General features: G+C 75.8%; 18 protein-coding genes and 1 pseudogene. 8 read left to right on the top strand and 11 right to left on the bottom strand.

The window, feature by feature from the left end; genetic code table 11:
* Window positions 1-2: 2 nt before the first annotated feature.
* A pseudogene (gene lepA / locus ACOQFB_RS10000) lies at window positions 3-1,806 on the bottom strand (translation elongation factor 4).
* Between the two features lie 481 nt (window positions 1,807-2,287).
* On the opposite strand from lepA, the gene ACOQFB_RS09995 reads away from it, so the two are divergent.
* Window positions 2,288-5,065 carry a vitamin B12-dependent ribonucleotide reductase gene (locus ACOQFB_RS09995; protein ID WP_082100178.1) on the top strand — a complete coding sequence of 926 codons (2,778 nt, stop codon included), beginning with the start codon at window positions 2,288-2,290 and terminating at the stop codon, window positions 5,063-5,065.
* A gap of 326 nt (window positions 5,066-5,391) precedes the next feature.
* On the opposite strand, the gene ACOQFB_RS09990 is transcribed toward ACOQFB_RS09995, so the two are convergent.
* Genes ACOQFB_RS09990 through ACOQFB_RS09980 form a run of 3 tightly spaced genes read right to left on the bottom strand, consistent with a single transcriptional unit; the run spans window position 5,392 to window position 11,191 of the window.
* Entirely contained in the window at window positions 5,392-8,799 is a 3,408-nt protein-coding gene (locus ACOQFB_RS09990; RefSeq protein ID WP_059437203.1) for an error-prone DNA polymerase, read from the bottom strand.
* 15 nt (window positions 8,800-8,814) lie between these two features.
* Window positions 8,815-10,503 carry a Y-family DNA polymerase gene (locus tag ACOQFB_RS09985; RefSeq protein ID WP_494492557.1) on the bottom strand — a complete coding sequence of 563 codons (1,689 nt, stop codon included), beginning with the start codon at window positions 10,501-10,503 and terminating at the stop codon, window positions 8,815-8,817.
* The gene (locus ACOQFB_RS09980) at window positions 10,493-11,191 is read right to left on the bottom strand and encodes a hypothetical protein (RefSeq protein ID WP_421611027.1); all 699 of its coding nucleotides are present in this window, start codon (window positions 11,189-11,191) and stop codon (window positions 10,493-10,495) included. The genes ACOQFB_RS09985 and ACOQFB_RS09980 overlap by 11 nt, the downstream gene beginning before the upstream one ends.
* A gap of 274 nt (window positions 11,192-11,465) precedes the next feature.
* Between ACOQFB_RS09980 and ACOQFB_RS09975 the strand changes: the two genes are divergently transcribed.
* Entirely contained in the window at window positions 11,466-12,236 is a 771-nt protein-coding gene (locus tag ACOQFB_RS09975; RefSeq protein WP_494492556.1) for a hypothetical protein, read from the top strand.
* A gap of 82 nt (window positions 12,237-12,318) precedes the next feature.
* Here the strand turns inward: ACOQFB_RS09975 and trxA are convergent, their stop codons facing one another.
* The 3 genes from trxA to ACOQFB_RS09960 all read right to left on the bottom strand — a co-directional run bounded on the left by trxA (window position 12,319) and on the right by ACOQFB_RS09960 (window position 14,774).
* Window positions 12,319-12,714 (bottom strand): thioredoxin, encoded by a 396-nt coding sequence (gene trxA, locus ACOQFB_RS09970; RefSeq protein WP_059439492.1) that lies wholly within the window; start codon window positions 12,712-12,714, stop codon window positions 12,319-12,321.
* 147 nt (window positions 12,715-12,861) lie between these two features.
* Entirely contained in the window at window positions 12,862-13,419 is a 558-nt protein-coding gene (locus tag ACOQFB_RS09965) for a response regulator transcription factor (RefSeq protein WP_011420663.1), read from the bottom strand.
* Window positions 13,416-14,774 carry an ATP-binding protein gene (locus tag ACOQFB_RS09960; protein ID WP_059439493.1) on the bottom strand — a complete coding sequence of 453 codons (1,359 nt, stop codon included), beginning with the start codon at window positions 14,772-14,774 and terminating at the stop codon, window positions 13,416-13,418. Before ACOQFB_RS09960 ends, ACOQFB_RS09965 begins: the two co-directional genes overlap by 4 nt.
* Window positions 14,775-14,869: 95 nt before the next feature.
* Between ACOQFB_RS09960 and ACOQFB_RS09955 the strand changes: the two genes are divergently transcribed.
* Together ACOQFB_RS09955 and ACOQFB_RS09950 are read left to right on the top strand one after the other, a co-directional pair.
* Window positions 14,870-15,202 carry a DciA family protein gene (locus ACOQFB_RS09955; RefSeq protein WP_494492555.1) on the top strand — a complete coding sequence of 111 codons (333 nt, stop codon included), beginning with the start codon at window positions 14,870-14,872 and terminating at the stop codon, window positions 15,200-15,202.
* Window positions 15,203-15,207: 5 nt separating this feature from the next.
* Window positions 15,208-16,863 carry a CAP domain-containing protein gene (locus ACOQFB_RS09950; protein ID WP_494492554.1) on the top strand — a complete coding sequence of 552 codons (1,656 nt, stop codon included), beginning with the start codon at window positions 15,208-15,210 and terminating at the stop codon, window positions 16,861-16,863.
* Window positions 16,864-16,867: 4 nt separating this feature from the next.
* On the opposite strand, the gene ACOQFB_RS09945 is transcribed toward ACOQFB_RS09950, so the two are convergent.
* Window positions 16,868-17,092 carry a hypothetical protein gene (locus ACOQFB_RS09945; RefSeq protein ID WP_041453424.1) on the bottom strand — a complete coding sequence of 75 codons (225 nt, stop codon included), beginning with the start codon at window positions 17,090-17,092 and terminating at the stop codon, window positions 16,868-16,870.
* A gap of 184 nt (window positions 17,093-17,276) precedes the next feature.
* On the opposite strand from ACOQFB_RS09945, the gene ACOQFB_RS09940 reads away from it, so the two are divergent.
* Complete coding sequence (locus ACOQFB_RS09940) at window positions 17,277-19,568, top strand: lytic transglycosylase domain-containing protein (protein WP_421611017.1); 2,292 nt, start codon at window positions 17,277-17,279, stop codon at window positions 19,566-19,568.
* A gap of 9 nt (window positions 19,569-19,577) precedes the next feature.
* On the opposite strand, the gene ACOQFB_RS09935 is transcribed toward ACOQFB_RS09940, so the two are convergent.
* The 3 genes from ACOQFB_RS09935 to ACOQFB_RS09925 all read right to left on the bottom strand — a co-directional run bounded on the left by ACOQFB_RS09935 (window position 19,578) and on the right by ACOQFB_RS09925 (window position 21,690).
* A complete protein-coding gene (locus ACOQFB_RS09935; protein ID WP_059439484.1) occupies window positions 19,578-20,444 on the bottom strand; it encodes a ribonuclease D in 867 nt (288 codons plus the stop codon).
* 58 nt (window positions 20,445-20,502) lie between these two features.
* Window positions 20,503-21,435 (bottom strand): pseudouridine-5'-phosphate glycosidase, encoded by a 933-nt coding sequence (locus tag ACOQFB_RS09930; RefSeq protein WP_421611018.1) that lies wholly within the window; start codon window positions 21,433-21,435, stop codon window positions 20,503-20,505.
* 129 nt (window positions 21,436-21,564) lie between these two features.
* A complete protein-coding gene (locus ACOQFB_RS09925; RefSeq protein ID WP_494492553.1) occupies window positions 21,565-21,690 on the bottom strand; it encodes a hypothetical protein in 126 nt (41 codons plus the stop codon).
* On the opposite strand from ACOQFB_RS09925, the gene ACOQFB_RS09920 reads away from it, so the two are divergent.
* The 3 genes from ACOQFB_RS09920 (at window position 21,682) to ACOQFB_RS09910 (ending at window position 23,199) form a co-directional block, all read left to right on the top strand.
* Window positions 21,682-22,293, top strand: a complete 612-nt coding sequence (locus ACOQFB_RS09920; RefSeq protein WP_494492552.1) for a 1-acylglycerol-3-phosphate O-acyltransferase — start codon at window positions 21,682-21,684, stop codon at window positions 22,291-22,293. The genes ACOQFB_RS09925 and ACOQFB_RS09920 overlap by 9 nt on opposite strands.
* 64 nt (window positions 22,294-22,357) lie before the next feature.
* A complete protein-coding gene (locus tag ACOQFB_RS09915) occupies window positions 22,358-22,831 on the top strand; it encodes a hypothetical protein (protein ID WP_421611019.1) in 474 nt (157 codons plus the stop codon).
* Between the two features lie 5 nt (window positions 22,832-22,836).
* The gene (locus ACOQFB_RS09910) at window positions 22,837-23,199 is read left to right on the top strand and encodes a response regulator transcription factor (protein WP_421611020.1); all 363 of its coding nucleotides are present in this window, start codon (window positions 22,837-22,839) and stop codon (window positions 23,197-23,199) included.
* Window positions 23,200-23,213: the final 14 nt, after the last annotated feature.

Raw genomic sequence — 23,213 nt, 5'->3', positions numbered from 1 at the left:
CCCTACTCCTCCACCTTCAGGACCGCGAGGAACGCCTCCTGCGGGATCTCCACGGAGCCCACCTGCTTCATGCGCTTCTTGCCCTCCTTCTGCTTCTCGAGGAGCTTGCGCTTGCGCGAGATGTCGCCACCGTAGCACTTCGCGAGGACGTTCTTGCGGAAGGCCTTCACCGTCTCACGGGCGATCACCTTGGCGCCGATGGCCGCCTGTATGGCCACCTCGTACATCTGCTTCGGGATCACCTCGCGCAGCCGCTGGCAGAGGTCGCGCCCGCGCTGGTACGCGCGCTCGCGGTGGACGATGACCGAGAGCGCGTCCACCGGCTCGCCGTTGATGAGGATGTCGAGCTTGACGAGGTCCGCCTCCTCGTAGCCCTTCAGCTCGTAGTCGAGCGAGGCGTAGCCGCGCGAGACGCTCTTCAGCTTGTCGAAGAAGTCGAACACCACCTCGGCGAGCGGGATGTCGTAGGTGATCTGGACGCGCTTGGTGCCGAGGTACTTCAGGTCGCGCTGCACGCCCCGCCGCTCCTGGCACAGCTTCAGGATGGCGCCCACGTCCTCGGTGCGGGCGTGGATGTGGCAGGTGAGGTGCGGCTCCTCCAGCTTCGCGATCTTCTGCACCGGCGGCAGCTTGGCGGGGTTGTCGATCTCCTCCACCGCGCCGGTGGTGTCGGTCACCCGGTACACCACCGACGGCGCGGTGGTGATGAGCGAGCTGGTACTCGCGCTCGAGCCGCTCCTGCACGATCTCCATGTGCAGCAGCCCGAGGTAGCCGCAGCGGAACCCGAAGCCGAGCGCCTGCGAGGTCTCCGGCTCGTAGGTGAAGGCCGAGTCGTTGAGCGAGAGCTTCTCCAGCGCGTCGCGGAGCTGCTCGTAGTCGGCCGCCTCGATGGGGAAGACGCCGGAGAACACCATCGGCTTCACGACCTTGAAGCCGGGGAACGGCTCCTCCGTCGGCCGGGCCGCGTCGGTGATGGTGTCGCCCACCTTGGCGTCGTGGACGTCCTTCACGTTCGCGACCACCACGCCCACCTCGCCGGCCTGCAGCTCGCCGACGGCCTTCGCGAACGGCGCGAAGACGCCCAGCTCCTGGACCTCGAACTCCTTGCGGTTCGACCAGAGCCGGATCTTCTGCTTGGGGCGGACGGTGCCCTCGAACACCCGTACCAGCATGACCACGCCGCGGTAGGAGTCGTACCAGGAGTCGAACACGATCGCCTTCAGCGGCGCCTCGGGGTCGCCCTCCGGCGGCGGCACCCGGTGCACGATCTGCTCGAGGATCTCGCCGATGCCGACGCCCTCCTTGGCCGAGGCGGGCACCGCGTCCTTCGCGTCGAGGCCGATGACCTCCTCGATCTCGTGGCGGACGCCCTCCACGTCGGCGGACGGGAGGTCGATCTTGTTGATGACCGGGACGATCTCCAGGTCGTGGTCGAGCGCCTGGTAGACGTTCGCGAGCGTCTGCGCCTCCACGCCCTGCGTCGCGTCCACCACCAGGATGGCGCCCTCGCAGGCGGCCATCGAGCGCGAGACCTCGTACGCGAAGTCCACGTGGCCGGGGGTGTCGATCAGGTTCAGCTCGTAGTCGCGGCCGTCGTTCGCCCGGTACTTCATGCGGACGGTCTGGGCCTTGATCGTGATCCCGCGCTCCCGCTCCAGCTCCATGTTGTCGAGGAACTGGGCCTGGGCCTCGCGCTTGGTGACGGTCCCGGTGTGCTCGAGCAGGCGATCGGCGAGCGTGGACTTCCCGTGATCGATGTGGGCGATGATGGAGAAGTTGCGGATGTGTGAGTTCTTTTCGGCCATCGGGGCGGCAGGCTTTTAACACGGCGGCGCCGGGGGGACCACGGCGGCGGTCCCCGCGCCGGCACCTCCCGCTTCCGGGCGATATCGGCCCGGGCCTTCACCAACCGTTGGACACCCTCCTGGGACTTCGGCTCAGAAATATCCGTATCTTGTGTTGATATACATGTACCCCACCATATGTTGTGGTCAGGCGTTGACACTCGGCCGGCGCTTGCTAGCATGTCTTCTCGTTCCGCGGGGGCGCGGAGCGGGAAGGACGGGCGGGATGGTGGCGGGGTGGGTGCGAAGAACAAGCAATCCTTCTGCCGGCTTGGGGGCGAAGCCGGCGTTCATGTCAGACCATCGCGATTAGGTAGACCTCCGGTTCACTGACGCGGGCCGGCCGGAGGAAAGGTCATGAGCGGGCGCCGATATCGGCACCCGTATGGGGAAGGCGTTTGCCTCGGACCGGGGGACGGTCTCGAGCGGGAGGTGGAAAGCGATGATGGAGCGCGAAGTCACGGGTCACAGGCCGCGGGCGTCCAAGTCCGCCAAGAAGCTCGCGAAGAAGGGCCTCTCGGTCGAGCGGTACTTCACCACCCCCGGCGTCGATCCGGCCGAGGAGCTCGCCTGGGAGACGCGGACCGCCGCGATCACCGGCGAGGGCGGCGCGACCATCTTCGAGCAGAAGGACGTCGAGGTCCCGAAGAGCTGGTCCCTCCTCGCGACGAACGTCGTCGCCTCCAAGTACTTCCGCGGCCAGCTCGGCACCCCGGCGCGCGAGCGCTCGGTCCGCCAGCTGGTCTCCCGGGTGGTCCAGACCATCGGCGCCTGGGGCCGCAAGGACGGCTACTTCGCGACCGAGGGCGACGCCGTGGCGTTCGAGGCCGAGCTCGCGCACCTCATCTACCGGCAGAAGATGAGCTTCAACTCGCCGGTGTGGTTCAACGTCGGCGTGGAGGAGCACCCGCAGTGCTCCGCGTGCTTCATCAACGCGGTCGGCGACTCGATGGACTCGATCCTGAAGCTCGCCCACACCGAGGGCATGCTCTTCAAGTACGGGTCCGGCACCGGCTCCAACCTCTCCAAGATCCGCTCCTCCAAGGAGCGGCTGTCCGGCGGCGGCGAGGCGTCCGGCCCGGTCTCGTTCATGCGCGGCTTCGACGCCTTCGCCGGCGTCATCAAGTCGGGGGGCAAGACCCGCCGCGCCGCCAAGATGGTGATCCTCGACGTGGATCACCCGGACGTGGTCGAGTTCGTGAACTGCAAGGCCGACGAGGAGAAGAAGGCCTGGGCGCTCATCGAGGCCGGCTACGACGGCGGCTTCAACGTGCGCGGCGGCGCCTACGACTCGGTCTTCTTCCAGAACGCCAACCACTCGGTCCGCGTCACCGACGCGTTCATGCGCGCGGTGCTCGAGGACCGCGAGTGGAAGCTCACCGCCCGCACCGACGGCGAGGCGCTCGAGACGATCCGCGCCCGCGACCTGATGCGCCAGATCACCGAGGCCGCCTGGCTCTGCGGCGACCCGGGCATGCAGTTCGACACCACCATCAACGCCTGGCACCCCTGCCCGAACACGGACCGCATCAACGCGTCCAACCCGTGCTCGGAGTACATGTTCCTCGACGACTCGGCCTGCAACCTGGCGTCGCTGAACCTGATGCACTTCCGCTCGATCGAGGGCGGCTTCGACGTCGAGTCGTTCAAGCGGGCGGTGGACCTCACCATCCTGGCGCAGGAGATCCTGGTCTCGAACGCCAAGTACCCCACCCCGGCCATCGGCAAGAACAGCGAGGAGTACCGGCCGCTCGGGCTCGGCTACGCGAACCTCGGCGCCCTCCTCATGGCGAGCGGCCTGCCCTACGACTCCGACGGGGGCCGGGCCTGCGCCGCGGCCATCACCGCGCTCATGACCGGCGAGGCGTACGCGATGAGCGCCCGCATCGCCGACCGGATGGGCCCGTTCGCCGGGTACGAGAAGAACCGCGACCCGTTCCTCGGCGTGATCCGAAAGCACGCGCAGCACGTCGACCTCGTCGACCCGACGCTGGTCGAGCCCGGCCTGCTCGCGGCCGCGCGCGACGCCTGGGGCGACGCGCTCCGCCAGGGCATGGAGAGCGGCTACCGCAACGGCCAGGTCACCGTGCTCGCGCCCACCGGCACCATCGGCTTCATGATGGACTGCGACACCACCGGCATCGAGCCCGACATCGCGCTCGTGAAGTACAAGAAGCTGGTGGGCGGCGGGATGCTCAAGATCGTGAACAACACGGTCCCGCTCGCGCTGCAGAAGCTCGGCTACTCCTCCGAGGAGATCACCTCCGTCCTGCAGTTCATCGACGAGGTGGAGACGATCGAGGGCGCCCCCGGGCTCCGCCCCGAGCACGCCGCGGTGTTCGACTGCGCCTTCAAGGCGCGGAACGGCACCCGCTCGATCCACTACATGGGCCACATCCGCATGATGGGCGCGGTCCAGCCGTTCCTGTCCGGGGCGATCTCGAAGACGGTCAACATGCCGACCTCCGCGACGCCGCAGGACATCGAGAACGCCTACCTCGAGTCCTGGAAGCTCGGCCTGAAGGCGGTCGCCATCTACCGCGACGGCTGCAAGCGGAGCCAGCCGCTCAACACCGGCAAGGAGGAGGAGGAGAAGAAGGACGCGACGGAGCCGCGCCTCGCCCGCCGCCGCCTGCCGGACGAGCGCCGCTCGATCACGCACAAGTTCTCGATCGGCGGCCACGAGGGCTACATGACCGTCGGCATGTACGACGACGGGGCGCCCGGCGAGGTGTTCATCACCATGGCGAAGGAGGGCTCGGTGGTCTCGGGCCTGATGGACAGCTTCGCCACCGGCATCTCGATGGCGCTGCAGTACGGCGTGCCGCTGAAGGTGCTCTGCGACAAGTTCAGCCACACGCGCTACGAGCCGTCCGGCTTCACCGGCAACCCGGACATCCCCATCGCGAAGTCGGTCACCGACTACATCTTCCGCTGGCTGGCGCTGAAGTTCCTGCCCAGCGAGGAGGGCTCGGTGGTGTCGCCGCCGCCGCTCATGACGCCCGGCCAGGCGCCGGCGCGCCACGGCTCGTCGGAGCAGACCGTGGTGGTGAGGTCGCTGCCCGCGACGAACGGCGCGATGAACGGGTCGAACGGCGTCAACGGCGCGCACGTCACCGACACCGACGCCCCGCCCTGCCCGACCTGCGGGTCGATCACGGTGCGGAACGGCGCCTGCTACAAGTGCGTGAACTGCGGCTCGACCACGGGCTGCAGCTAGGTCCCTCGACCCCGATCCGCTCATCCGGTCCCTTCGACTCGTCCGCTCATCCCGTTCCTTCGACTCCGTCCGCTCATCCCGAGCGTAGCGCCGCGCAGCGGCGCGGAGTCGAGGGACGGCCGCGCGGAGTCGAGGGACAGGTGAGCGGATCATCGCATCCGCCCGCTCATCCCGACCCTTCGACTCCGTCCGCTCATCCCGACCCTTCGACTCCGTCCGCTCATCCCGAGCGTAGCGCCGCGCAGCGGCGCGGAGTCGAGGGACGGCCGCGCGGAGTCGAGGGACGGGATCGCGAGGAGGCCCGGGGCGCAGCAACGGTGGGCGCCTCAGTGGAAGTCCCGCGCGCGCGCGTCCATGGAGGGCGCGAGCGCGAGCGGGGCCACCGAGTCCACCCGCACGTTCACCACCTTCCCGCTCCGCTCCACCCGGCCGCGCGCCAGCAGGAACGGCGCGCCGCGGACCACCGGCCGGAAGCGCTCGTACACGTCGGGCATCACCACCAGGTTCGCGATCCCGGTCTCGTCCTCCAGGCTCACGAAGACGATGCCGCGGGCGGTCTCCGGCCGCTGCCGGACGATGACCAGCCCCGCCACCTCGACCGGCGCGCGATCCGGGAGGCGCCCCAGCTCGCGGGCGGTGCGGATCCGGTCGCCGCCCAGCCCGGGCCGCACCAGCGCCATGGGGTGGCCGCGCACCGACAGGCCGGTGGTGGTGAAGTCGGCCGAGACCTCGTCGGCGGCGGAGGCCGCGGGGAGCGCCGCCTCGGGCTCCGGCGGCGCCAGCCCCGCGAACAGGTCGCCGCCGTCCGCCTCCACCGCCAGGCTGCGCCAGACCGCGCCGCGGCGGTCGGGCGCGAGCGCGCCGAGCGCGCCCGCCTCGGCCAGCCGCACCAGCCAGGCGCGGGAGAGCCGGGCGCGGCGGACCAGCTCCGCCACCGAGCCGAATGGGCCGGCCGCCCGCGCCTCGAGGATGGCCTCCCCCACCGCGCGCGGGAGGCCGCGGATGGCGTGCAGCCCCACGCGCAGCACCGCCGCCTCGCCCGGCGCGGCCGGCCGCCCGGGCACGGCGCCCTCCAGGCTGCTCTCCCAGCCGCTGCAGCCGACGTCCACCCCGCGCACCTCCACGCCGTGCCGCTTCGCGTCCTCCACCAGCGTGTGCGGCGCGTAGAACCCCATGGGCTGGCTGTTCAGGAGCGCGCAGGCGAACGCGGCCGGGTGGTAGCGCTTCAGCCAGGCCGAGGCGTAGACCAGCAGCGCGAACGAGGCCGCGTGCGACTCCGGGAAGCCGTACCCGGCGAACCCGAGCAGCTGCTTGAAGATCTCCTCCGCGTCCGCGCCGGAGATGCCCCGCTCCGCCATGCCCGCCACCAGCCGCGCCTTCATGGCGGCGAGCTTCTCGTGCGAGCGGCGGTGCGTCATCACCCGGCGCAGCTCGTCCGCCTCGCCCGGCGTGAACCCGGCCGCCACCACCGCGAGGCGCATGGCCTGCTCCTGGAACAGCGGGACGCCCAGCGTGCGGGCCAGCACCGGCTCGAGCGGCGCGTACGGGTAGCGGACCTGCTCCTTGCCGTCGCGGCGGCGCAGGTAGGGGTGGATCATGCCGCCCTGGATCGGCCCGGGCCGGATGATCGCGACCGAGATGACGAGGTCGTAGAAGTTGCGCGGGCGCAGCCGCGGGGCGAGCGACATCTGCGCGCGCGACTCCACCTGGAACACGCCGATGGAGTCGGCGCGCCCGAGCATCTCGTAGACCTCCGGATCCTCGGCCGGGATGGTGGCGAGCGCGTCGGGGTGCGGCACCGGGGTGGGCGAGGCCGGCGCGGGCCGGTGGCGCGCGAGCAGCGCCAGCGCCCGGGAGAGCGCGGTGAGCATGCCCAGGCCGAGCAGGTCCACCTTGAGCAGGTCCAGCTCGGCGAGATCGTCCTTGTCCCACTGGACGATGGTGCGGCCGGGCATGGCGGCGGGCTCGATGGGCACCGTCTCGCAGAGCGGCCGCCGCGTGATGACGAAGCCGCCCACGTGGATGGAGAGGTGGCGCGGGAAGCCCTGCAGCTCGCGCGCGAGCGCGAGCGTCATCCGCACCCGCTCCGAGTCCGCCGCGTCGAGACCGGCCTGCGCGAGGAGCGCCGGCCCCACCTGCCCCAGGTCCTCGTAGCTGCCCACCAGCTTCGCGAGCCGGTCCACCTGGCCGAGCGAGAGCCCGAGCGCCTTCCCCACGTCGCGGAGCGCCGACTTGCCCCGGTAGGTGATCACCTCGCAGACCATCCCGGCGCGGTCGCGGCCGTAGCGCTGGTAGACGTACTGGAGCACCTCCTCGCGGCGCTCGTGCTCGAAGTCCACGTCGATGTCGGGCGGCTCGCCGCGCTCGGCGGAGATGAACCGCTCGAACAGGAGCCCCATGCGCACGGGGTCGATGGAGGTGATGCCGAGCACGTAGCAGACGGCGGAGTTGGCCGCGCTGCCGCGCCCCTGGCAGAGGATCCCGCGCGAGCGCGCGAACCGGACCACGTCCCAGACCGTGAGGAAGTAGCTCGCGTACCCGAGCGACTCGACGAGGTCGAGCTCCCGGGCGAGCTGCCGGGCCACGTCCTCCGGCGGCTCGCCGCCGTAGCGCCAGCGCGCGCCCTCGCGCACCAGCTCGCGCAGCAGCGCCATCCCCGCGAGCGCCCCGTCCCGATCCGCGCCGGCGTCCCCGGCGGCGACCGCGGCGGCGGGCAGGCCGGGGACGGCGGGGACGGCGGGAGCTCCGGGCTCGGCCGCGGGCTCGGGCCCGGCCGGGCGGTCCGCCGGGAGCGAGGCCCGGAGCGCGAGGCTCGGGGTGGCGGTCCGCGCGCCGTCCCGCGCCGCCTGCGCCGGGCTGGAGGTGGCGACCTCGACGCCGCCGGCGAGCGCGCCGCGCTCCACCACCACCGGCGGCAGCGGGTGCTCGCCGCGGATCTCCTCCATGCGGAAGCGGCACTGGTCGGCGATGTCGGCGGCGGCCGCGAGCCCCTCGGGGAAGTCGCTCCACAGCCGCGCCAGCTCCTCGGGGCCCTTCAGCGTCCGCTCGGCGTTCGGGAACAGGCGCCGCCCGGCCCGATCGACGGTGGTGCCGTGGCGCACGCAGGTGAGCACGTCCTGCAGCACCTGCCGGGCGCGCGCGTGCGTGTGGACGTCGTTCGTCACCGCCACCGGCACCCCGAGCCGCCGCCCCGCGGAGCGGGCGGCGAGCACGCGCGCCTCCTCGCCGGCCACCCGGTGGCGCGCCACCGCGAGCGCCGCCCGCCGGCCGAACGCGTCCTTCAGCCGCGCGACCGCGTCGCCGTCGGCGCCGGGGTACAGCGCGAACAGCCCCCGCGCGCCGGCCGCCACCGCCTCGAACGGCACCGCGACCGCGTCCCGCTCGCGGCGCGGCGGCGCGCCGGTCCAGCCCTCGCCGCAGTGCGCCCGCGTCACCAGCCGGCACAGCCCCGCGTACCCCTCGCGATCCTGGGCGAGCAGCACCAGCCGCGCCGGGCGCCCCGGCGCGAGCCCGGCCACCACCAGCTCCGCGCCCACGATGAGCGGGAAGCCCTGGCGCTTCGCCTCGGCGTGCGCCCGGACGATGCCGTACAGCCCGTTCACGTCGGCGAGCGCGAGCCCGGAGAGCCCGAGCTCGGCCGCGCGCCCCACCAGCTCCTCGGGGTGGCTCGCGCCCTCCAGGAAGGAGAAGCAGGACTTGCAGCGGAGCTCGGCGTAGCGGGGAGCGTGGGACATGGCGCGCCTCGGCGATCAGTCGAAGAACCCGTGCAGCCACAGCCGGCCGTCGGCGCCGTCGCGGTACACCCAGCAGTCGCCGAGGTCCTCGAGCCGGACGCGGTAGTAGTCGCGGTCGAACCCGCCGGACCACCACTCGCCGCGCAGCCGCTCCGGGCCCTCCAGCGCGAGCACCGCGCGGTCGCGCCCGCCCACCCGCAGCGCGGTGAGCCGGCCGCCCTCGCCCTCGGCGACCACCAGCTCCGGCGCGGCGAGCAGCCGGGTGGGCCGGAACGCGCCCTCCTGGTCGTGCCCGCTCGCGCCGGTCCCCGGCTCGGGGTTCGACGGGCTCACCCCGAGCGGATCGGAGGCCCCGCGCTCCCCGAGCCCGTCGAGGGATCGCCCCGCGCCCGTCGAAGGGCGAGCGGGCGCGCGCGCCCCTCGCCCCGGACCGCTCGACGCGCGCGGCCGGAACGGCACCGGCCGGTATGCGCCCTCCGGGCGGTAGCGCGCCACCGGCTCCGCCGCGAACAGCGCGCCGTCCCCGAGCCGCACCGCGAGGCGCGCCAGCACGCCCTCCAGCGCGGCGACCGCCTCGGGCCGGTCTCCGAACGCGAGCTGCTCGGCGGCCACCGGCGCCACCTCGGCGGCCACGAGCCGCAGCGCCGTGACCGCGCCGGGCAGCCGGAGCGTGAAGAGGTGCTCCTTCACCGGGACGAGCCAGCGCGCCGCCGAGGCGCTGGGCTGCGAGAGCGGCACCTGGATCCGCTCCTCGCCGCGCGGGTCGAGCGCGAGCACGAGGCGCAGGCGCGTCGCCCCGAGGCCCCGCCCGGCCAGCCGCGCCGCCACGCGATCCGCGAGCCGCTTCAGCCCGAACAGCAGCGGCTCGGCGCCCTCCGCCGGCGCCTCCAGCTCCAGCGACTCCTGGGGGAGCGTCTCCGGCACGTGCGGCACGAGCGGCGACGCGTCCTCGCCGCGGGCCAGCCGCGCGGCGCGCACGCCCTCCGGCCCGAGCCGGTGCGCGAGCGTCCCCTCCGGCAGCCGCGCGAGCGCGCCCGCGTCCGCCACCCCCACCGCGGCCAGCCGGCCTGCGACCGCCGGCGCGAGGCCGAGCGCCGCGAGCGGGAGGCCCGCCAGCGCGGCCGCCGCCGCGGCGCCCCCGGGCGCGACGCCATGGACGGCGCCGTCGAAGCGCCCGTGCCGCGCCAGGGCCGCCGCCGGCCCGCGCCCGGTCGCCACCACCGCGCGCGCGGCGTAGCCCATGTCCGCGGCGGCCTGCACCGCCCGGCGCGCCAGCCGCTCCTCGCCCGGCCCGAACGCCCCGCCGGGCGCCGGCGCGCCGGCGCCGGCCGCGAGCAGGCGCGCGGCGCCGGCGTCCAGCAGCAGCACGTCCGGCGCCGCCACCTCGACGGCGGGCGCGATCCCGAGCAGGACCTCCGCGAGCGCCCGCAGCGCGGCCAGGTCGGCGGCGGCGTCCCGCACCACCGCCTCCAGCCGGCCGCAGGCGGCGAGCGCCTCGGCCGCGGACTGGCCTGGCCGCACGCCCGCGGCGCGCGCCGCCGGCGTGCAGCACACCACCCGCCCGTCGTCGAGAACTGCGAGGGCGGCGAGGGGCGCCGCGGGCCCGCCGCCGGCGGAGCGCTCGCGCCCGCGCAGGACCCGCTGGAGCGGGAGGTCGGGCAGCTGCAGCGCCACCACGCGCGGCGCGGCCGGCTCACGCGGCATGGCCCGCCCTCCCCGCCACCGCGCCGCCCACCGCCCGGCGGGCCACCACGCGGCCGCCCTCGGACGAGAGCTCGAGCCGGAGCGCGGCCGGCACCCGCAGGGCGGCGCGGCGGGGCGCGAGCCAGAGGCCCACGGCCCCGCCCTTCTCCGCCGCGGCCTGGAGCCGCCGCGCCATCGCGTCCGCGCCGTGCGCCAGCCGCGCCGCCGGCACGTCCACCACCACCGCCGCGAACGCGCCCGAGGCGAGCAGCGCCTCGGCCGCCCACAGCGCCGTGACCGCCGGCGCGCGCGCGGCGTCGCCGTCCCGGGCCGGCCCGGCCCCCGCGCCCGACGCCGTGCTCGACCCCGCGGGCAACCCGGGCCGCACCACGAGCAGGCGCGCGAGGTCCACCCCGCGCGCCGCTGCGGCGGGCGGGTAGAGATCCCCCCGGACGTCCACCCACGCGGACAGCGCCTCCGGGCCGAGGCCGGCGAGCAGCGACAGGGCGACCGCCGTCTTGCCGCTGGCGGGCCCGCCCGCGAGCTCGCACAGCGCGCCGCGCGGGAACCCGCCGCCCGGCAGCGCCGCGTCCACCTCCGCCAGGCCGCTCGGGACGCAGCCCTCCCGCCGCGCCGGGCGGCGCTCGATGCGGCGGATCTCGTCGCGCAGGTGCGCGAGGACGAGGTGGCGTTCCCTGGGCTGCGACATGGCCGGCGGCTCCTGCCCGCAACTTAGCTGCTCGCGTGTTCAGGTAGCAAGGCGGTCTGACACGGGGGCCGGCGGGCGGCGCGCGGTGCGGGGGGCGAGGGCCTGGGCCCTGCGCAACTGCCCGTGCGCACGGCACTTCCTGCGCCTTCAACCGGGGGCGCAACCCTTCCGCACAGGTGCCCCGGCACTACCGTATCGGAAGCCAACACGAGAGCCACGGCGACCGCCGGGCTCCGAACCAGAGCAGAGAGGGAGATCCAATGAGGTATTTCGGATGGGGTACGGTGGCCGGCCTCGGCATGGCCGGGCTGCTCGTCGCGGCGCAGCCGGCGAGCGCGCAGGGAGCCACGGGCGGCTCGACGACGTCGGGCTCGACCAGCGATCGCGATCGCACCGGCGCTTCGACCGGCAGCGGCAGCATGGGGACGGGCAGCTCCGGCACGACCGGCAGCGGCTCGAGCGACAGCGCCACCTCGGGCAGCACGGGCTCCGGCAGCTCGAGCTACGGCACCGGGTCTCGAGCGACACCTCGTCGTCGGGCACCGGCTCGTCGGCGTCCACCATGGGCAGCGCGAAGCGCACGCACCAGCTCACCGGGACGGTCCAGAAGTTCGACAAGGACACGAAGGAGCTGACGCTCGCGAACTCCGACAGGAAGCTCCGGATCAGCGACGAGACCAAGGTCACGAAGGACGGCCAGATGGCCACGCTGACCGACATCCAGGAGGGCGATCAGGTCCGCGCCAGCTTCTCGGGAGCGGGCGACACGGTCACCGTGAAGACGCTCGAGGTGATGAGCGCCGGGTCATCGGGCAGCAGCGGCTCCTCGAGCTACGGCTCCGGCAGCACCAGCGGGTCCGGCAGCTCCACCGGCTCCGGCACCACGGGCTCCGGCTCGAGCACGGACATGGGCTCGGGCAGCTCGACCGGCTCCGGCAGCTCGACCGGCTCGGGCTCCTCGACCGACACCTCCGGCACCGGCGCGGCCGGCTCCGGCGGCGGGACCTCGGGCAGCAGCACCCCGAGCACCGGCGGGACGAAGTAGCCCCGCGGGGCCCGGAGGCTCGAAGGGCGGGTGGCCTCGCGGCCATCCGCCCTTCTCTTTGCGCGGGCGCCGGGGAAGGCGCTCAGGCCGACGCGGTGCGCTTCGCCGCCTCCGCCTCCTGCGCGGCGACGTCGGCGCGGACCTTGTCCATGTCGAGCGCGCGCACCTGGCGGATGAGGTCCTCCAGCGCGGCCTCGGGCAGCGCGCCGGCCTGCGAGAACAGCAGGACCTTGTCGCGCAGGATCATCAGCGTGGGGATCGACCGGATGTCGAACGCCGCCGCGAGCTCCTGCTGCTCCTCGGTGTTCACCTTCCCGAAGGTGAGGTCCGGGTGCTTGCCCGCGACCTTCTCGTACGTCGGGGCGAACGACCGGCACGGGCCGCACCAGGGCGCCCACCAGTCGACGAGGACGATGCCGTCCTTCTCGACCACGTCCTTGAAGTTCTGCGAGGTGATCTCGACCGTCGCGTGCGCCATGTCTCCGTGCCTCTCCGCCCCCCGCCGTCCATCGGCCTCCGGGGCGCCTGACACGGAGTTCGACCCCGCCGAGGGGAAAAGGGTTCGCCGCGCGCCCCCGCCCTGACGGGAGGGCGCGCGGTGGGCCGGCCTCGGCGGGCGAGGCGGCTACCTCGCCGGCGGGTACTTGTGCAGCTTCCGCTGGAGCGAGCGGCGGTGGATGCCGAGCCGCCGCGCCGCCTCGGAGATGTTGCCGCCGCAGTCGGTGAGCACGCGCTGGATGTGCTCCCACTCCGCCCGGGCGAGCGAGGGCGTCTCGATGCCCTTCTCCTTGGCGGTGTTGGTGCCGTTCAGCGCGGCCAGGATCTCGTCCGCGTCGGCGGGCTTGGGCAGGTAGCCCACCGCGCCTTCGCGCACCGCCTCGACCGCCGTCGCGATGCTCCCGTAGCCGGTGAGCATGAGCACGCGGGTGGACGGGTCCTGGCGGCGCAGCTCGCGCAGGATCTCCAGGCCCGAGCCGCCGGGCATGCGCAGGTCGAGCACCGCCATCTCCGGCGAGTCGCGGGTCGCCTCGCGCATCGCCTCCTCGGCGGAGCCTGCGGTCCGGACCTCGTACCCGCGGGCGCGGATGGCGGTGGCGAGCCGCTCGCGCAGCACCTCGTCGTCGTCCACCAGCAGGATGCTCGGCAAGGACTCGCGGGTCACTTCGGGCGTCATCGTGTTCATGGGCTGCTCCTCTCGCCGGCCGTCGACACCGGCAGCTCGATACGCGCCTCCGTCCCGTCCCCCGGGGTGGAGGTGATGTTGAACTCGCCGCCGAGCTGCTCGGCGAGCGCCCGGGTGAGGAAGAGGCCCAGCCCCATCCCCTCCCCGGGGACCTTCGTGGTGAAGAACGGCTCGCCCACGCGCGACAGCACGTCGGGCGTCATGCCGCGGCCCCGGTCGCGCACCGTGACCTGGATGCGGCCGGGCGGCGCGGTGACGAGGAGCGTGACGCTAGCGTCGGGCGGCGACGCCTGGACCGCGTTCTTGAGCAGGCCGCGCAGCGCCTCGGCGAGCCCGCGCTGAGGGCCCACCAGCGAGGCGGCCTCGGCGCTCGGGTCGATCCGCACGTCCACGCGCTGCGGCCAGCGGAACCCGTCCAGCGCGGCGTCCACCCAGTCGCGCGCGCGCATCTGCGCGAACGGCTCCCCCACGTTCTCGCCCGCGTGCGCCGCCATCCGGTCGAGGATCTCGCGGCACCGCGCCACCTGGTCGCGCACGAGCTGCAGGTCGTCGTGGAGCTCGCTCGAGGCGTCGGCCGGGATGGCGCGCTGCAGCTCCTTCGCGACCACCGCGATGGTGGAGAGCGGGGTGGAGAGCTCGTGCGCCGCACCCGCGGCGAGCGTGGCCAGCGAGGCGAGCTTCTCGCGCCGCTGCGCCTGGAAGCGCGCGGCCTGGAGCTCACCCTCCCGCGCGGCGAGCGCGCGCGTGACCCGCTGGACGAAGAACACCACGAACACCGCGGCCAGCGCGAACGCGACCCACATGCCGCGCAGGTGCGCGGCCATGGTCTGCGCGTGGTCCATGTGGGTGCGGATGTGGTGGCTCACGCCGGCGAAGTGCTCGTGCACGAACAGCGACGCGAAGCCCGCCAGGCTCGCCGCCATGAGCAGCCAGGACCAGGCGGCCGGCAGCAGCACCGCGGCGAGCGCCACGTTGACGAGGTAGAGCGTCGAGAACGGGTTGGACGCGCCCCCGGTCAGGTCGAGCAGGACGGTCAGGACCGCCGCGTCGATCAGCATCACCAGCGCGATGTCGCGGTCGGTCACCTGCGCGCGGCGCGCCCAGGCGCCCAGCACGATGTTCGCGATGACCTCCAGGACCATCACCGCCACCAGCGTGCCCATGGGCAGGCCGATGTGGGTCCAGGACTGCGCGCCCACCACGATGGTGGCCTGGCCGAGGATCGCCCACCAGTGAAGCTGGACGAGCCACGACAGGTTCAGTCGGCCGCGCTCGTCGCCGGCGGCGCTGCGCGCAGGGGCCCGGTTCGGGTGCGGCGCCGTCCCGGCCGCCGCCCCCAGGTCCCCCGCTGCCATCTCTCCTTGCGCCACGGCAATCCCCCGAGAACGACGAGAGGTTAGCACAGGGGGTCCCCGCCGGAGCACGGCGCGGCCCGGTGTCGCACCACGGCTTGACGGCGCCCAAGCATCCCCCTAACGTCGCCGCCATGCGTGGCCGCCGCCGCACCGTCGCCGCCGCCCTGGCGGAAGCCCTCGCGCGGCGCCCGGAGGCGCAGTCCGCCGCGCTCGCCGCGGCCTTCGCCGAGGCCTGCGGGCCCCGGCTCTCCCGCGAGGTCTCGATGCGCGGACGTCTCCGCGACGGCCGCCTCCTGGTGCTGGTAAGTTCCCCCGAATGGGCGACCCAGGTCAACGAGCTGGCAGCGGCGCTGTGCGAGCGCGTGAACGCGCGCATGGGCCGGGCGGTGGCGCTCGGCCTCGAGATCCGGATCGGGCCGGAGCGCTGAGCCGGATGCGGCGAGCCCGCCCCGCCCGCCCGCCCCTCGCGCGCGCCGCGCTCGCCGCCGCGCTGGCGGCCGCGCTGGGCGCCTGCGCGGGGCCGGCGCGCGCGCCCACGCCCGGCGCGGTGCCGCCGCCCGCGCCTCCGTCCGCACCGCGCGCCGCTGCCCCGTCGCCCGCGCCCCCGGTCGCCGAGGCGCCCGGCACCGCCTACGGCCGCGAGCCCGCCGTGCAGGCCACCCGGGTCGAGGCCGACGCGCTCCGCGCCGCCGGGGAGCGCCTCTCCGCGCGCGGCGCGCCGCGCACCTCGGCGGCCCTCTCGCTCGCCGCGCGCGACCTCGCCGCGCTCGCCGCCTCCGGCGCGGAGGAGCCGCTCGCCCGCGAGCACCTCCGGGCCGCGCTGGCGCGCGCCGGCGCCTACGACCCCGCCCCGGCGGCCTACCTGGTGCGCGCCGCGCCCGACCGCGCGGCCGCGGCCCTCGCCGACGTCATCCCGCGCGGCGCCGCCACGCACGTGGGCGCGGGCGCGGCGCAAGCGGACGGGTCGGTGTTCGTCGCGGTCCTGGCGTCGGACCGCAAGGCCCACCTCGAGCCGGTGCCCCGCCGCGTGGCCGAGGGCGCCTCGACGGTGATCGCCGGAGAGCTGCTGGGCGGGCTGTCGCGCCCGCGCGTCTTCGTCACCTCGCCCGCCGGCGCCGTCCACGAGGAGGCGGTCTCCGGGGGCCCGGACGGCTTCCGGGCGCGCGTCGCGTTCGCCGCCGCCGGGCGCCACGTGGTCGAGGTGCTCGGGCACGGCCGCGGCGGGCCGGAGGTCGCGGCGCTGCTCGAGGTCCAGGCCGGCGCCGCCGCGGTCCCGGCCGCGCAGCCGGTGCCCGCGCGCCGGCCCGCGCCCGAGCCCGGCGACGCCGCCGCCGCCGAGGCGGGCGTGGTGCGCGCCATCAACGCGCTCCGCGCCGCCCGCGGCCTGCAGCCCGTGACCGCCGCGCCGCAGCTCACCGAGGCGGCCCGCGCGCACAGCGCGAACATGCTCGCGCAGGGCAAGGTGGCGCACGTGCTCCCGGGCACCGGTGAGCTGGTCCAGCGCCTCTCCCGCGCGCGCATCGCCTACCGGCGCGCGTACGAGAACGTGGCCCGCGCCTCGACCGCGCTGGAGGCGCACGAGGCCGCGGAGGAGAGCCCCGCGCACCTCGGGAACCTGCTCCAGCCGGGCGTCTCGCGGGTGGGCGTCGGGATCGCGCGCGGCCGCCTGTCGTCCGGCGACCCGACCGTCTACCTCACCGAGATCCTGGTCGAGCCGCCCGACGACGGCGCCGGCTCGCGGCTCACGCCGGACGCGCGGGTGCGGGAGGCGATCTGGGCCGAGCGCGCGCGCCTGGGGCGGACGCCGCTCACCGCCGACCTGCGCCTCGACGCGCTCGCGCGCGAGGCCGCGGTCGGCATGCGCGCCCGCGACGAGACCGATCCGGGCGACGTCGAGGTGCGCGCGCTGCGGCTCGGGCGCCGCATCGCCGCGGTGGACGTGTTCGTGGTGAGCGGTCCGGGCGAGGCGGCCCGGTCCGCGAACGTGGGCGACGCGCGCTTCGCCCGCGTGGGCGTCGGCGCGGTCCAGGGCGACAGCCGCCGCTTCGGGCCGGGGCGGCTGTTCGTCGCGGTGATCTACACGGACTGAGGGATCAGACGAGGCGGCGCTGGGTGGCGTAGCTCTCGATGCCGCCCTCGACCTCCGGCTCGACGGCGTGGAGCTGGCAGCGCGTGCAGGTCCAGCTGTTCCAGCCGCGCTTCACCGCCTCGTCGAGGCAGCTGTCGTAGAAGTTGCAGAACAGGTTCCGGTGGCCTTCGACGCCGCGATCGGGGTTGATGGGTGCGGTGAGCTCGGTGGGACAAGGCTTGGCGAGCACGTGGACTCCTCTGACCGGCCCCGCGGCCGGCCCCCGGCGACGCGACGGGGCGCCGAGACCGCCACCCGTCCAGCGCCAGGGCCCCTCCCCGAGGCATGGCGCGCCGCCTTCCGAAGTTGAAAGACTCGAAGCTCTCGCCCGGCCGACAGGCGGCCAGGCTGCGCGCGCTATATCGCGCTCCCCGATGCAGCCCGTCAAGGCCCCCACATCCCCCCTAGGGGTCCCTCTTCCCACCTCCCCGGAAAGCATCCGTAGGCCCTGGGCTTACCCGGCCGGCGGGCGCGGTGGACGGGCGCTCCTGGCCTGCGCCCTGCTGCTGGCGGCCGGGCCCGCCTGCGCGGCCCGGACCGTCCCCGAGCCCCTCACCGACTGGCTCGCCGGGATCGGCGACGCGGCCCAGGCGCTCGCCGGCGGGCAGGCCGACGCGTCCGCCGCGGCGGCGCGCCGGGCGTTCTCGGCGCGGCCCCGCGGCGCGGCCGGCGCGCGCGCGCAGGCGGCGCTCGGCCTCGCGCTCGCCGACGGCGGCCAGCCCTCGGAGGCGGCCGAGGCGCTGGAGGTGGCGCTCGCCCCGGCGATCGCGCCGGCGCGGCCGCACCTCGCGTTCCTCCGCGGCCAGGCGCTGCTCGCCTCCGGGGAGCCGCACGCGGCGGCGCGCCTGCTCGAGGAGGCCGGCGCCGACCCGCGCCTCGCGGTGGCGCGGCGCGCCCGCTTCCTCGCCGGCGAGGCGCTGGTCGAGGCGGGGCTCGCCGCCGAGGCGGTGGCCACGCTCGACGCGGCGCTGCGCGCCTGGCCCTCGGATCCCGCCGCCCCGGCCGCGCGGCTCGCGCTCGGCCGCGCGCTGCGCGCCGCGGACGACGAGGCGCGCGCGGTGGAGAGCTGGCGCGCGCTCTGGCTCGAGGCAGACCTGCCGCAGGCTCGGAGCGCGGGCGAGCTGCTCGCGGCCTGGCGCGCCGCGGGCGGCCCGGTGCCGCTCGCCTCCGCGGACGACCACCTGGCGCGCGCCGAGCGGCTGGTGGCGACCGCCCGGCCCGAGGACGCGCTCCAGGAGCTCGCCGCGGCGCGGGAGGCGGACCCGGAGGTGCCGGCGGGCCGCGTCGAGGTGCTGCGCGCGGCGGCGCTCGTCGGCCTCGGGCGGCACGCCGAGGCCGCGCGGGTGGCGGCGCCGTTCGCGGACGATCCCGACCCGCGGGTGCAGCGCTCGGCGCGCCTGGCGCTGGCGCGGGCCGCGGCGCGCGCCGGCCGCGTGGACGAGGCCAGCCGGCGCTACCGCGAGGTGGCCGCATCCGACGCGCCCATCGCCGGCCTGCCCGACTGGCGCCAGCGGGACCTGGGCGACGAGGCCGCCTACCTGGCGGCCTGGCTCCACTACGACGCGGGCGACTACCGCCGCGCGGCTTCGGAGCTGGACGCGTTCGCGCGCGCCTACCGCCGGACCTCGCGGCGCGTGGACGAGGCGCTCTGGTTCGCGGCCTGGTCGCGCTACCGGCTCGGCCGCCCCGCCGACGCCGCGCGCGCCCTCGCCCGCCTGTCGCGCGGGCCGTTCGCCGACGCGGCCGCCTACTGGCAGGGCCGCCTGGCGAAGGACCCGCGCCGCCGCGCCCGCCTGCTGCGCGCGGCGGCGGCAGGCGCCGACCCCTGGTACGCGCTGCTCGCGCGGGCCCGGCTCGAGGCGGACGGGATCGCGTCACCGCCGCCGCCCGCCGCGCCGCCGCGGCCGCTGCCCGACGCCGCGCCCGCCGCCGCCGCGGGGCAGCTCGCCGTCGCGGCCGAGCTGATGGGGCTCGGGCTCGAGGACGCGGGGCTCGACGAGCTCCGGCAGCTCGCCCGGGGCGGCGCCGCCCGCGCGGCCGCGCCGCTCGTGGCGCAGCTCGCGGCCCACGCGGGCGACGCGGAGCTGCCGTTCCGCATGGCCCGCGACTTCCTCGGCCAGAGCGCGCGCACGCTGCGCTGGTCGCACCCCGAGCCGTACCCGGAGCTGCTCCCCGCCCGCGCCCGGGCGTTCGGCGTGGATCCGGCGCTCGTGCTGGCGGTGATGCGGCGCGAGTCGAGCTTCCGCCGCGCGGTGCGGAGCGGCGCCGGGGCCGAGGGGCTGCTGCAGCTCCGGCCCGTTACCGCCGAGCGGCTGGCGGCGCTGCTGGGCGTGCCCGGCGGCGTCGGCGACCGGCTCGACCGGCCCGAGGTGAACGTGGCGCTCGGGGCGCACTACCTCGGCCTGCTCGGCGCCCGCTTCACGGACCCGGCGGTGGTGCTCGCGGCCTACAACGCCGGCCCGGGGCCGGCGTCGGAGTGGGCCCGGGCGCGCGCCGGCATGCCGCTCGACGCGTGGGTCGAGTGCATTCCGTACCGCGAGACGCGCCAGTACGTGAAGGTCGTGCTGTCCGACTGGGACGTGTACCGCCGGCTCTCCGGCGGCGCCCCCGCGCCCATCGACCCGGCGCGGGCGGTGGCGGCGCCGGCGCAGGGCGTCGGGTTCTAGCGGGCTCGCCTAGCCGGCCGCCTTCAGCGCGGCGGCGATGGTCTCGCCCATGCGCCCGAGCACCGACGGCGTGACGCCCGGGATGGCCGCGAGCGCCTCGCGCGTGGCCGGGCGCCGCCGGGCGATCTCCAGCATCGCGGGCTCGCCGAGCACCTTGAACGGCGGCCGGTCCGAGGCGCGGGCGCGGTCCTCGCGGGCGATCCAGAGCGCGCGCAGCACCGCCTTGCCGGGCGCGTCGAGCTCGCGGGCCCCCTTGATGCGCCGCCAGCCCTCCGGGTCGAACACGCGCTCGCGCGCCACGACCGAGGCGATGCGCTGCGACTCCTTCCACGCCTCCTCGAGCGCGCCGCGCGCGGCCAGCTCGCCGGTGAGCAGGTCGAACAGCGGCAGCAGGAAGTGCGTGTCCAGCGCGGCGTAGGCGAGCTGGTCCGGGGTGAGCGGCCGCCGGCCCCAGTCGGACCGCTGGAACGCCTTCGAGAGCCGCACGCCGAAGTGCGACTCCACCAGCGCCGACAGGCCGAGGCCGGGCCGTCCCAGCCGCCGCGCCGCCACCATGGTGTCGAACAGCCGGGGGATGCGCCAGCCGTACTCGCGGTGCAGGCAGCGGACGTCGTAGTCGGCGCCGTGCAGCACCACCTCGCGCCCGTCGCACAGGATCTCCCCGAGCGGGCGGACGTCCACCGAGATGGGGTCCACCACGAAGTCCTGCGCCCGGGTGGAGAGCTGCAGCAGGCACACCCGCTCGCGGTAGACGTGGAAGCTGTTGGACTCGGTGTCGAGCGCGAGCACCCGCTCGCCCGCCAGCGCGTCGAGCAGCCGGGAGAGCGCGTCGGGATCGGAGACGAAGACGGGGCTGGGGCGTGGGGCGGCGGACATCGGACGCGGCATTCTAGAGGAGCGCGGCCTGCGCGGCTCGCGATTCGCCCCGAAATCCTCAGCCGGCGGCGGCCGCCAGCGCCACGGCCACCTCCCCGGCGACGGCGGCGTTCCGCTCCAGGAGCGCCAGGTTGGCGGCGCGCGCGCGGCCGCGGGTGGCCCGGGAGACCGCCTCCAGCAGGAACGGGGTCACCGCCTTGCCGCGGATCCCCCGCGCGCGCGCGTCCTCGAGCGCCGCGGCGATGGCCGCCTCCACCACCTCGCGCGCCACCGCCTCGGGCGGCGGGACCGCGAGCAGCACGCCCTCGCGCCGGCGCAGCGCGTCCCAGTGCAGCCGCAGCACCCGCGCCGCCGCGGCGGCGTCCTCCACGCGGTGCTCGAGCGCGATGCCGCTCCCGTCCGAGTAGAACGCCGGCAGCTCCGAGGTGCGCCAGCCCAGCACCGGCACGCCCAGCGTCTCGAGCGCCTCGGCGGTGGCGGCCAGGTCGAGGATGGCCTTCGGCCCGGCGGAGACCACGCACACCGGCGCCCGCGCCAGCTCGGCGAGATCGGCCGAGACGTCCGCCGCGCCGGCGGCGGGCTCCCCGGGCGCGAGCCGGTGCACCCCGCCGATGCCGCCGGTCGCGAAGACGCGGATGCCCGCGAGCGCGGCCACCGCGACGGTCGCGGCCACGGTGGTGCCCGCGTCCCGCCCGGCGGCGCAGAGCGCGGCGAGGTCGCGCGGCGACGCCTTGGCCGGCCGCCGCGCCGGATCCGCGAGGCGCTCCAGCGCGGCGTCGTCGGCGCCGACCACGACCTCGCCCGCGACCACCGCGACGGCGGCCGGCACCGCGCCCGCGGCCCGCACCGCGGCGGCGCAGCGGCGGGCCGCCTCCAGGTTGTGCGGGGGCGGGAGGCCCTGGGCCACCACGCTCGTCTCCAGCGCCACCACCGGACCGCCGGCGGCGAGCGCCGCGCGGACCTCCTCGGCCAGCCTCAGGGGAGGGTTCACCGCCACAGTCTAGCGCCGCGGAAGGGGGCCGGGCGCGTGCTATATACCCCCCGCCCCGCCCCGCCCGGCCGGGCCCCGGTCTCGAGAGGCACCCATGCTGGCGCGCGCCCGCGGCTTCGTCGTCCTCGTCTACTGCGCCATCTCGATGGCGTTCTTCTTCTTCGTCAGCCTGCCGGTGATGCTCCTCACCGGCTCGGGGGACCTGCCCATCTGGTTCGCGCGGTTCGCCTGGTCGCCCTCGTGCCTGTGGCTCACCGGCTCCCGCGTGCACCTGAGCCGCTCCCGCCGCTGCCCGACGGGCCGCTCATCTTCGCGTCCAACCACGAGAGCGCGCTCGACATCTGGGTGCTGTTCAAGGTCCTCCCGCGCAGCGTGCGGTTCATCGCCAAGGCCGAGCTGTTCCGCCTCCCGGTGTTCGGCGCGTACATGCGGCTCGGCGGCCACGTGCCGGTGGACCGCCGCAACCACGGGCAGGCGGTGCAGTCGCTCCGCCAGGCCGGCGAGGTGGTGCGCGCCGGGACCTCGCTCATCGTCTTCCCCGAGGGTACGCGCTCGCTGGACTGCCGCGTCCACCCGTTCAAGAAGGGGCCGTTCGTGGTCGCGATGGAGGCCGGCGTGCCGGTGGTGCCGGTGGCCATCTCCGGCAGCGGCAAGGTGACGCCGAAGCGCATCATCGCCATCTGGCCCGGGCCGATCCGCGTCGCGGTGGGCGAGCCGGTCAGCCCGGCCGACTTCCCCGACCGGACCGCGCTGCTCACCGAGGTGCGCCGGCGCGTGATCGCGCTGCACCGGCGGATCGGCGGCGCCGGCGGCGACGAGGCCACGGCGGTCGCCACGGTGGGGATGGAGGGCGTGTGAGACACGGCGGACGCGGGCCTACCCGCTTGTCGGGCCGCGGCGGCGGGCGGTAGGCTCGCCCGCCATGAAGGAGACGCTCCGCCCCGACCCGGTCGCCGCCGCGCAGCGCGTGACGCACCTCGCGCGCGACCTGGCCCAGGACGTCGCCGACGGCTACCGCAAGTCCACCCGCGGCTTCCGGCTGCGCGCCGCGGTGGTCGCCTCGTGGGCGCTCCTCTCGCTCGGCACGGTGTGGGTGGCGTGCCCGTCCTCCGGCCCGCGCAACGCGCTCGGCGCCGAGGTGCGGATGAGCGACGAGGTCATCGGCACGCAGATCATGGTGTGGAACGCGTCGGACCGGATCTGGACCGACGTGGTGCTCACGCTGGAGGGCGGCTGGAGCTACCGCACGCCCACCGTGCGCGACGGGCAGAAGCTGGTCGTCGCCACCAGCCGCTTCGAGAAGGACGGCGCGCCCGCCCCGACGCACCTGAAGCCGCGCTCGCTCCGGGTGGAGTGCAGCGAGGGCAAGCTGGACGCGCCGCTGGCGCAGAGGTGACGCGCGTGCCCACGCCCCGCGTCCTGCTCGTCGACGACGACGCCGCCATCTGCGAGTTCCTCGCCACGTTGCTCGAGCTGGAGGGGCTCCTGCCCCGCATCGCGCCGGGCGCGCAGGAGGCGCTCGGCGCGCTGGCGGACGCGGACGCGGTGCTCCTCGACGTGGCCATGCCGGGCGTGGACGGGCTCGAGCTGTGCCGGCGCATGCGCGCGGCCGGGTTCGGCGGGCCGATCCTGGTCGTCTCGGCGCGGCCCGGCCCGGACCTGCCGCGCAAGGCGGTCGAGGCGGGCGCGAGCGGCTTCGTCCGCAAGCCGTTCGACAACGCCGAGCTGATCGACTGCCTGCGCGGCCTGCTCGCCGCCGCCTGAGCCGTCCGGACCGC

The organism is Anaeromyxobacter sp. Red801, assembly GCF_049201065.2.
Taxonomy (GTDB): domain Bacteria; phylum Myxococcota; class Myxococcia; order Myxococcales; family Anaeromyxobacteraceae; genus Anaeromyxobacter.
This window is presented reverse-complemented; position numbering and strand designations above follow the sequence as displayed.

Bases quoted from the DNA above. Each gene is read 5' to 3' on its own strand.
- ACOQFB_RS09960 (WP_059439493.1), bottom strand. From the start codon at position 14,774: ATGGCAGCGGGGGACCTGGGGGCGGCGGCCGGGACGGCGCCGCACCCG.
- ACOQFB_RS09935 (WP_059439484.1), bottom strand. From the start codon at position 20,444: ATGTCCGCCGCCCCACGCCCCAGCCCCGTCTTCGTCTCCGATCCCGAC.
- ACOQFB_RS09980 (WP_421611027.1), bottom strand. From the start codon at position 11,191: ATGTCGCAGCCCAGGGAACGCCACCTCGTCCTCGCGCACCTGCGCGAC.
- ACOQFB_RS09915 (WP_421611019.1), top strand. From the start codon at position 22,358: ATGAAGGAGACGCTCCGCCCCGACCCGGTCGCCGCCGCGCAGCGCGTG.
- ACOQFB_RS09990 (WP_059437203.1), bottom strand. From the start codon at position 8,799: ATGTCCCACGCTCCCCGCTACGCCGAGCTCCGCTGCAAGTCCTGCTTC.
- ACOQFB_RS09940 (WP_421611017.1), top strand. From the start codon at position 17,277: ATGCAGCCCGTCAAGGCCCCCACATCCCCCCTAGGGGTCCCTCTTCCC.
- ACOQFB_RS09985 (WP_494492557.1), bottom strand. From the start codon at position 10,503: ATGCCGCGTGAGCCGGCCGCGCCGCGCGTGGTGGCGCTGCAGCTGCCC.
- ACOQFB_RS09995 (WP_082100178.1), top strand. From the start codon at position 2,288: ATGATGGAGCGCGAAGTCACGGGTCACAGGCCGCGGGCGTCCAAGTCC.
- ACOQFB_RS09965 (WP_011420663.1), bottom strand. From the start codon at position 13,419: ATGAACACGATGACGCCCGAAGTGACCCGCGAGTCCTTGCCGAGCATC.
- ACOQFB_RS09950 (WP_494492554.1), top strand. From the start codon at position 15,208: ATGCGGCGAGCCCGCCCCGCCCGCCCGCCCCTCGCGCGCGCCGCGCTC.
- trxA (WP_059439492.1), bottom strand. From the start codon at position 12,714: ATGGCGCACGCGACGGTCGAGATCACCTCGCAGAACTTCAAGGACGTG.
- ACOQFB_RS09975 (WP_494492556.1), top strand. From the start codon at position 11,466: ATGGGGTACGGTGGCCGGCCTCGGCATGGCCGGGCTGCTCGTCGCGGC.